At 68.4% G+C, this 8,624-nt stretch carries 9 protein-coding genes and 1 pseudogene; 8 read left to right on the top strand and 2 right to left on the bottom strand.

Features of this window, described 5'->3' with window-relative positions:
• Positions 1–58 precede the first annotated feature (58 nt).
• Positions 59–1,408, bottom strand: a complete 1,350-nt coding sequence (locus MJ797_RS24480; RefSeq protein ID WP_239341711.1) for a hypothetical protein — start codon at positions 1,406–1,408, stop codon at positions 59–61.
• 27 nt (positions 1,409–1,435) lie between these two features.
• On the bottom strand, positions 1,436–1,846 hold the full coding sequence (locus MJ797_RS24475) for a hypothetical protein (protein WP_239341709.1): 411 nt from the start codon (positions 1,844–1,846) through the stop codon (positions 1,436–1,438).
• A gap of 306 nt (positions 1,847–2,152) precedes the next feature.
• On the opposite strand from MJ797_RS24475, the gene MJ797_RS24470 reads away from it, so the two are divergent.
• The 8 genes and pseudogenes from MJ797_RS24470 to MJ797_RS24435 form a co-directional block, all read left to right on the top strand.
• Complete coding sequence (locus MJ797_RS24470) at positions 2,153–2,518, top strand: recombinase family protein (protein WP_239341707.1); 366 nt, start codon at positions 2,153–2,155, stop codon at positions 2,516–2,518.
• Positions 2,519–2,569: 51 nt separating this feature from the next.
• On the top strand, positions 2,570–3,040 hold the full coding sequence (locus tag MJ797_RS24465; RefSeq protein WP_239341705.1) for an NUDIX domain-containing protein: 471 nt from the start codon (positions 2,570–2,572) through the stop codon (positions 3,038–3,040).
• A 253-nt stretch (positions 3,041–3,293) separates the two neighbouring features.
• A complete protein-coding gene (locus MJ797_RS24460; RefSeq protein ID WP_239341703.1) occupies positions 3,294–3,935 on the top strand; it encodes an RpiB/LacA/LacB family sugar-phosphate isomerase in 642 nt (213 codons plus the stop codon).
• A gap of 694 nt (positions 3,936–4,629) precedes the next feature.
• On the top strand, positions 4,630–5,214 hold the full coding sequence (locus tag MJ797_RS24455) for a hypothetical protein (RefSeq protein WP_239341701.1): 585 nt from the start codon (positions 4,630–4,632) through the stop codon (positions 5,212–5,214).
• 248 nt (positions 5,215–5,462) lie between these two features.
• Positions 5,463–6,164, top strand: a complete 702-nt coding sequence (locus MJ797_RS24450; RefSeq protein ID WP_239341699.1) for a hypothetical protein — start codon at positions 5,463–5,465, stop codon at positions 6,162–6,164.
• Positions 6,165–6,172: 8 nt separating this feature from the next.
• Positions 6,173–6,913 (top strand): SAF domain-containing protein, encoded by a 741-nt coding sequence (locus MJ797_RS24445; protein WP_239341697.1) that lies wholly within the window; start codon positions 6,173–6,175, stop codon positions 6,911–6,913.
• Between the two features lie 14 nt (positions 6,914–6,927).
• Positions 6,928–7,869, top strand: coding sequence for a hypothetical protein (locus MJ797_RS24440; protein WP_239341694.1), 942 nt, complete (start codon positions 6,928–6,930; stop codon positions 7,867–7,869).
• A pseudogene (locus MJ797_RS24435) lies at positions 7,866–8,624 on the top strand (CpaF family protein); the annotation flags it as partial. The gene MJ797_RS24440 and the pseudogene MJ797_RS24435, both read left to right, overlap by 4 nt.

The raw sequence follows: 8,624 nt of genomic DNA, 5'->3' as shown, positions 1-8,624 counted from the left end.
TCACGAAACACTAGGCGAGGATGGCGGCCGGTCCGCGCCGCCCGGGCGAGCGTGTTGGTCACCGCCCGATGAGGGCGTCATAGATGTGGTCATCGAGATCGGCGACGAATGCCTCCCTATGCCAAGGGCGCAGTGCCCCGCGAACGTGGCGTATCCGCTGGGCAGGTACGCGACCTCCCGTGTGGGCGGTCAGGTCGACTGCCTCGTGCAGTAGGTCGGCGCACGCGCGAGTATCTCCGAGGCGGAGACGCGCCAGAGCCAAATCAGTGCTGACGATACCGCGTTGCACTGCGTCGCGAGGTCGAGTGAGTGTAGCGACGGACCGTGCGAGCGACTCATGAGCAATGCTTGCATCATCGCCATAGAGAGCGCATACGCCCTCGAAACCAGCCAGTCGATCCGTACCGAATCGGCCGTCCTCCTGGTTGGATCCGGCCCGATCCACATTTATCCAGGCGCGGCTCAACGCCGCACGAGCGCGGCGTACATAGCCACTGCGGGCACAGATCTCCGCGTGGACAGCATATGCTCGGGCCCGGATTGCAAGATCTTGGCTTCGGTTAGCCTCATGAACTGCGGCTGCCGCTATCCGCCCCGCCGCCGCTAGATCATTAGTGGTATACAGGGTCACCATCGTGTGACTCGTGCGTATCGCGACAGGGACCCGAGCATCGTCCTGGCTGCTCGCCGTACTGACAGCGCTGGTGTATAGGGCTGCGGCGATCTCGTCGTCATGGGTTTCGAAGGCCAGGCGGCCGGCGAGTGCGAAAGCCTCGGCGGCGAGAATAGCCGTCTGTTTGCGCAGAGGTACCGGAGCATCGGGCAGGAGCCGACGGAAGACCTCCGCAACGGGCGATAGGCGAAGCTGAAGTCGAACAAATGGAACGGTACCCACCTGCTGATCAATAGTAGATGTCTCGGCACTGAGACGGCCGAGCAGGTCCACATCCAAGAGCGCCGGGTCACGGAGAACACGGGCGGCAGCCGTGTGAATAGCAGGGGAAAGCATTGTGAACAGGTTGGCCTCACCTTGCGGCGCGCTGCGAGCTACCACGGACCTCAGCTCGTCGATCCTTTCGGAGGACACGCCAAGGTATTGGAATGCGGTCACGAGTCTATCGAGATCGGATCCGGCGTCCAGATTGACCACGCCCGCAGGGGTGCGTGCGTAGAGGTGTACGAGGAGTGCTTGGTAGCGGTCGGCTGGGACGGTCATACCTGTCGGGCTCTCCCAGCGCGCGATGGTGCGTTGAATGCTGGGGACAGCCACCTGGGCGAGCGCGTCGACGCGAAGCTGCTGGGCCGTACCTCGCAGTGCTCGGGCCAGATCGGTCCATGACCAACCGCGGGACTCGCGGAGCTGACGCAGCAGTCGCGACCCAGCAGCACGGTCGTAGGTGGAGGTCATGGCATTAGTACATCATCGCGTTGGATGCTAGACCGGCACGGTGAGTCGCGATTTGTCCTGCTGGGCAGCGTAGATGAGAGTATGGGATGTCCCGCTGCCCGGCTTGTTCCCATGTGGGAAGCCAATGACCAACTCGCTGCGGTCCACCATCCACAGGTTTCGTGCGTGGTACGCCACCGTCCCCAAGCTCGGGGCACGTAGCTCGACGACCTCAGCCAGGCGACCCTGACTCGCCCAACGTTCGATGGCTACTACGGCCTCCACCGGCTGCTGCGCGACGGTACAGGGGACAACGACCGAGAGCGTTGCCTGAGAGTTCTCGGCAAGCCAGCTTAGCGCGAGCGTGTCGATGCCCGATGCACCCCCCACGTAGAAACGCACGTCAGATCTAGCGAAGGGCAGCAGGTATGCGCCAAATAGCTCGACGATCTCTGTCACCGTCTTACGAGGTGATCGGGACCCTGTGATGGTCACAGCACGAATCATGATTCCAACTCCTGTGGATGTCATCGGATGTCATCTCCCCCAACGGTTCGTCCGAACGGTCTCATGAACGCAGCGAGCGCCCACCGGGTTTCGGGCGGCTGCAACCGACAAGGAGGTGAATGCCGACTGCGTTTCTCCAGCTTGGCCCTTTACCACAAGTGGGCCCGGCTCCACCGGCCTGCTCAGCGTCCGGGCAGCGACTCGGTAATGAGACCCAGAATCCCGATCGGACGACACACGAGGAAGAGGACGACGCGCATGCGCCCATTCGTCTACGGCTACCTGCGAACCTCACCGTGTTCGTCGGTCGACGCCATCGCCCCGGCCCAGGCTGAGATGGTCGCATACGCCGAGCATGAGGGCTACCGGTTGGCCGAGATCTTCATGGACCGCGGCCTGGCGGATTCATCGGCGCTGTCCGCCGCGGTGACCGCGCTCCGCCGCGGCGGCGGGTCCGGGATGATCGTCCCGTCGCCGGCGCATCTCGCTTCCAGCTACGGCGTTCAAGTCGCGATGAAGGAAATGATCGAACGTGAGGCCGGTGCACCGCTGTTCATCGTGCACCCCGATAGCAGCAGGGTTCTCACGGCGTCCTTTCGCCGGCGGCGCCCGCCGCTGCCGTAGCCGGCCTTCACGCTCCACTCTCACACGATTGGATCAGGGACGTTCATGTCGGTGTCCGTGCCAACCGCGCCCCCGCACACCACCGCGTCCGCTTGGCCGGTTGAGGCCGGGTCGCATCGGGTCGGCGTGCACGTGCTGGCCCGCTGGGACAGCCGGTTTCTGTTCGTGCGTCCCGTGGGCGGCGGCGGGTGGGTGCTGCCCGCCGACACGCTCGGCCCCACCGAACCCGCCTCGCGGGCGGCCTGCCGGATCCTGCGGGAGCAGGTGGGTCTGGACGTGGTTGTGGCCCGAATGTGGCCGATCGGCACCCAGCACAACTGGACGCCCGCGGGTAGCCGGATCGACTTGTACTTCACTCCGGGGGTGTTCCACGGCATTCCACTGATCATGAACCGGGGGCTCTACAAGGCTCTGCGCTGGCTCGACCAGGACCAGTTGCCGCCGGATCTCGCGTCCCATGTCCGGGCCGCGGTTGAGGCGTTCCGTAAACCCGAGTCGTACGGCGAGACAGGCTGGCCGTAGCAGGGACGACCCGCGTGACTCCCCGACGCACAGACCGACCAGGGCGTCCCCGACCGTCGCCCGACGCGATCTCGAGGCGGCGAGGTCGGCAGCGGGGACCTCATGGTCCGTGATGCGGCCGTGCACCGTCCCGCACTCCACCTGATCGCGCAGCTCGCCGAGCGGCACGTCATGGACACCACGTATGGACCAGCACCCACCGAGGGTGTCGACGCCCGACCGTCGGCGCCCGCCAGTAGATGGATCTTCGCCCATGATTCCCACCATGACCCCGCCGACAGTCCTACCAGCGGGAGTGATCGACACGGCCGGTAGCTCCCCGGAACCGGAACCCGCCCGTCGCCAGAGCAGCCCCGTGACAGCCACCGGAGGTGCCGATGCTGTCAGCCGGCGGGAGGTCGCCTCCGAGCTGTTGCGGGTCGGCGGATCCGAGCGGCTGCGGATCGCGGTGGCCGCCGACAAGGTGACTGCCGTGGCCGGCCGCATCGTCCGTGACCTGCAGGTGGCCGGTTTTGACGTCGTCTACCTACCGCCTCCCGTCCCGGATGACGAGGCGTTCACGGCACCCGTCGACGCCTGGGTCCGTGCCGCCGCGCTGGTCGGCCGGGCCGTCGTCGACCAACGGGCCGACGTGGGAGTACTGCTGTGTTTCACCGGAACCGGGGTATCGATCGCCGCGAACAAGATTCCTGGTGTGCGGGCGGCGTTATGCGGCGATGCGGTCACCGCGGCCGGAGCGAGGCGCTGGCACGACGCGAACATCTGCGTACTGTCGTACCGGCTGGTCACCGCGATCACCGCCGGCGAGATCCTCCAGGCCTTTCTGACCACGACCGCTGACCCGGACAGCGCCCGCGCTCTCGACAGTCTCACGGCCCTGGAGCAGAGCCGATGATTTCATCCCTACCCGGCGGGGACCCGGACATCCGGGCGGACTCCCGACGGCCCCCTCATGGTCGTGCTGACCGGCCAATCGCACACGCCTTGCGGTCCATCCCTGAACGGTACTAAAACCAGTCGACGAGAATCTTTGTGAAAAATTGTTTTTTACTTGGCTTTTCGTTGTGCTCTCTATTCACTGGTCACCACCCCTCGCGCCTGGCGAGGTATGACTCTCCGTAGAGAGTTGATCTATGTGATCATTGGTTTCGCATCGCCGTACCGGCGCGCGGATATCCTACGGCTCTCTGTAGCACTCGCCTGTCCGCCTCACTGTCAGCAGCCGTTCCCCCGATTCAAGGCGGGGGACGTCTCGCCGCTCTCTGCCTGCCACAAAGGCTGCGTCCGCCGGGTACAGCCACGATCGTAAAGATCAGCGCACACACAAAAACGATCATCACCGGTGGGGTGCCCACGAGCGAGAGGGATTACGCACGGCTCGGCGGGATGCGCCTCAGGTGGGGCGCCAGGAGATCTCAGTCGCTCCACCCATCATCTACCCACGGTGACAAACCGGCGGCGGCTTCGGCGGAGTTTAGGCGTCTGCGGGTGACTTGTCTCCGTGTTCTTTGCCCCATTGCGGCTATCCCAGGCTATCGGGTTACAACACTGGATACATAACGGGTCTGATCGAAAAAGGTTCAGTCTGCATGGGTGACAGGTCGAACGGGGGATGTGTCGGCCGTGGCTGGACGGTCGGCGTCATGTACGTGTGCCTCCTCCTCGCCGGCTGCAGCGACGGTCGCAGCGCTCTGCCGGTCCCGCCGTCGGCGGGTCCGGCAGAGCGCCCGGCTCTGGCGACCACGAGCGCGCCACCGTCACCCGCCAGTCAGGCTGCACAGGACGCGCTGACCGCCTACCGGGGGATGTGGGCGGACTGGGTCGAGATCGCCAGGACGTCCGATTATCAGAATCCGCGCTTGGCGCAACATGCCAGCGGCCGAGCGCTGTCAGTAATCTACCAGGCCGTCTACCTGAACAAAAGCAAGGGTCTGGTCTCCCGAGGGGAGCCGGTTCTTTCTCCGAAGCTTGCCACCCCGACTTCCGGTGCCGATCTGGATCGGATCACCATGGTCGATTGTGTGGACACCGCTCATTGGCTGAACTATCGAGCTGACGGGCAGCTCGAGAACGACGTTCCCGGTGGCCGCAGGTCGATCCAGGCGCTCGTACTCAGCCAGAACGGCATCTGGAAAGTCGACGACCTGGTTGTCCAGGCGAAAGGGACCTGCTGATGCGCCTTCTGCTGATGGCAGGGGTCGCCGTCATGATCCTGATTGGCATGGCGGGCGTGGCACGGGCGGATGACCCCCTGACGGGCGCCCAGTGTCTTCCCGCGGCCGAATCATGCGACGTGTGGGCCGGAACACACGCATATCCGCCGAGGCCTCCGAGCGGCACACTCCGGCCGATGGCTTCCGGAGCGGCTGACAGCGGTCCGCGGATGTGTCATGTCGCCGGGATTGCCGACCCTGTTCCGTGCGTGGACCCGGAGTACGGCTGGCTGGCGGATGACGGTTGCTATTACAAACCGGCTCCGGATTTCGAACCGACGCCGGTCCTGGCCACACAGGTGGACCCGGGTGTGGACGGCAGCTGGTACGCGATGGAGTGTCTGGGTGCGTCCACCGGGTCCGGGGTGGTCTGGTGGCGCGCGACCGGCATCGCCGGCCTGATTCCACCGACACCGGCGGTCCTGGCCCAGCAGGCCCGAAGCCGGCTGGTGCTGCCCGCGCCGCAGGTGCGTTCGAGTCCTGTTCCCGGAGTACCGCAGCTGGTCGGACTGCCGGTGTGGCTGTGGATCGATCCGGGAACGTGGGGTCCGAGGTCTGCGACGGCGGCAGTGCCGGGGGCTGCGGTGACCGCGACAGCTATGCCGGTGGAGCTCACCTGGCGGCTCGGAGACGGCGCGACCGTGGTGTGCCACGGTCCCGGCACTCCGTATCCGACCAGCGGTGTTGATCCGGCTGCGGCATCACCGTCGTGTGGGCACACGTTCACCCGCTCGTCCGCGGCCGAGCCGGGCCAGGCGTTCCGGGGATCGGTGACGGTCACCTGGTCGGTGACCTGGGCCGGTGGCGGCCAAGGCGGGGTGTTCCCCGTGTTGACGCAGACCACGCCGATCAGCTTCCGGGTGGCGGAGTCCCAAACCGTCACGGTGCCCGGCCCGTCGGCGGGGAGCTGAGACGCCGGATGTGGCAGCCCTCCGGGTCGGACACGACCTCGGTGAACAGCGCCGGACGCACCGCCGGGCCGTCGCGTCCGACAGCGGCGGGAACGGCGCCGTCCCGGCTGGGCGGGGCGCGTCGTCGCCGTAACATCCCCCGGTTGATCGTCGGGGTGGTGCTGGTGCTGGCGTGCACGCTGCTGGTCATGACGTTGGTCGCGCGGGCGGGTGGCCGCCGGCCGGTGGTGGCGCTGGCCCGGGCGGTCCCGGCCGGGGCGACGATCACCGAGGCGGATCTGCGGACGGTGACGGTGGCCGGCGCCGACGGGTTGGCGCTGGTCGCCGAGGCGGACCGCAGGGCTGTGCTCGGGCGGCCGGCAGCGGTGCCGTTGGCCGCGGGCAGCCTGCTGGCCGCCGGACAGGTGGGTGCGGCGGTCGTGCCAGCGGCGGGCCGGGCTGTGGTCGGGATCGCGGTGAAGGCCGGTCAGTATCCGCCCCGGTTGACCGCGGGAGATCATGTGCATCTGGTGATCGGATCGGCGGTGGCGACCGGGCCAGCATCCGCTGCGGTGACGTCGTCTGCGCCTCCGGGTGAGGGCGGCGTGCCGCTGTCGGTGCCGGGGATCGTGCTCGGCGTGGACCCGGCCGCCGACGGCGGGGCCGGGGCTGTGGTCACGGTGGAGGTGTCAGCCGGGCCGGCGGACATGGTCGCGGTGGCGGCGGGCGCCGGGCAGGTCGGTGTCGTGCAGACACCGGCGTCGGGATGAGTGGGATAGCGCCGATGACGATGGTGGCGTTCGCGTCGGTGAAGGCATCGCCGGGAGTGACCACGGCGGCGTTGGCGGTTGCCGCCGGCTGGCCGCAGCCGGTACGGGCGGTGGTCGCCGAATGTGATCCGGCGGGTGGGGATGTCGCGGCCTGGTTCGATCTGCCGGCCACCCCGGGGCTGGTGAGTTTGGCGGCGGCGGCCCGCCGTGATCCGGCTGCGGGACGCCTCGCTGATCATTGTCAGCGGCTTCCCGGTGGGGTGGAGGTGCTCGCCGGCCCGCCCGGGGCGGCGCAGGCTATCGCGGCGTTACAGGTGCTGGCCGGTCAGCGAGCCGGCGCCCTGACCACCCCGACGGACAGGGCGCCGGCGGTGGTGGTGGCGGATTGCGGCCGGTTGACGCCGGGTTCCCCCGCGGGGACGTTGCTCGGGGTAGCGCGGTTGACGGTGCTGGTCGTCCGGCCGGTACTCGCGGAGGTGTCGCATGTCGCCGCCGCGGTCGACGCGGTCCGCGAGGTCACCCGGTCGCTGGTCCTGGTGGTCGTGGGTGACGACGGCTACACCAGTGATGATCTCGCGGCAGCGTTGGAGGTTCCCGTGATGGGCCGGTTGCCGCATGATCCGGCCGGGGCGGGTCTGACGGCCGGGCGGGTGGCGGTGTCCCGCCGGCTGCTGCGGCGGAGCAGGCTGGCGCGGGCGGCCCGGGTCCTCGCCGCCGATCTGGCCCACCGGCTGACCGGCGATGTTCCCGCGCTCACCGCCGGGCCGGAGCCGGCTGCGACGGTTGCCGGGACGTCGGCGACGCACGACCAGACCGCGACCGGGCCGGAGAAGGCCCGCCCTGCACCGTCCGAGCGGCGCCACCGCCGCCTGGTACGGGACGCCGCCCCACCGGCGGCCCCTGCCGACCGGCGTCCCGTACCAGGATGGATACCAAGCGTGGAGGCCGACGGATGACCGCGGACATGCCCGGACCGTCCGGTGGGTTCGTTCCCGCCCGCCACACCCCCGCGCCGGGGCACAGTTTCGCCGCCCACGATGTCGCGACGGCGCTACCGGAGGAGCTCCTCGGCCGGCTGCGAGTGGAGGTCGCCGAGGGTCTTGCGGCCCGCAGCCAGACCGACGAGGCCGCCGGCCGGCCACCGATGAGCGTCACCGACCGTCAGGCGCTGGCAGAGCAGTTGACCGTGACCGCGTTGGACGGGCACGCCGCCGCGACACTGGCTGGCGGCGGCCGGTTGCTGTCGGCGCAGACCGAGGGGGCGCTGGTCCGCCGGGTCCTCGATGGCCTGTTCGCGTTGGGTGGGTTCCAGCCGTTGCTGGATGACCCGGCGGTGGAGAACATCAACGCGAACGGCTGCGACAGCGTGTGGGTGCGCTACGCCGACGGTCGCCGGGACCAGGCCGGGCCGGTCGCCGGGTCCGACGACGAACTCATCGAGCTGATCCGCACGGTCGCGGCGCGGGCCGGGGTGGAGGAACGCCGGTTCGACCGGGCCAGCCCCCGGCTGTCCGTGCAGCTGCCGGACGGGTCGCGGCTGTTCGCGGTCATGGCGGTGACGGGCCGGCCGTGTGTGGCGATCCGCCGGCACCGCTACCTGACCGTCACCGGCGACGACCTGATCGGTCTCGGGACGCTCAGCCCCGCGCTGCGGGTGTTCCTGCGGGCGGTGGTCCGGGCCCGGAAGAACGTGCTCATCTGCGGCGGCACC

It is taken from the genome of Protofrankia sp. CiP3 (assembly GCF_917627345.1).
Lineage (GTDB): Bacteria > Actinomycetota > Actinomycetes > Frankiales > Frankiaceae > Protofrankia.
This window is presented reverse-complemented; position numbering and strand designations above follow the sequence as displayed.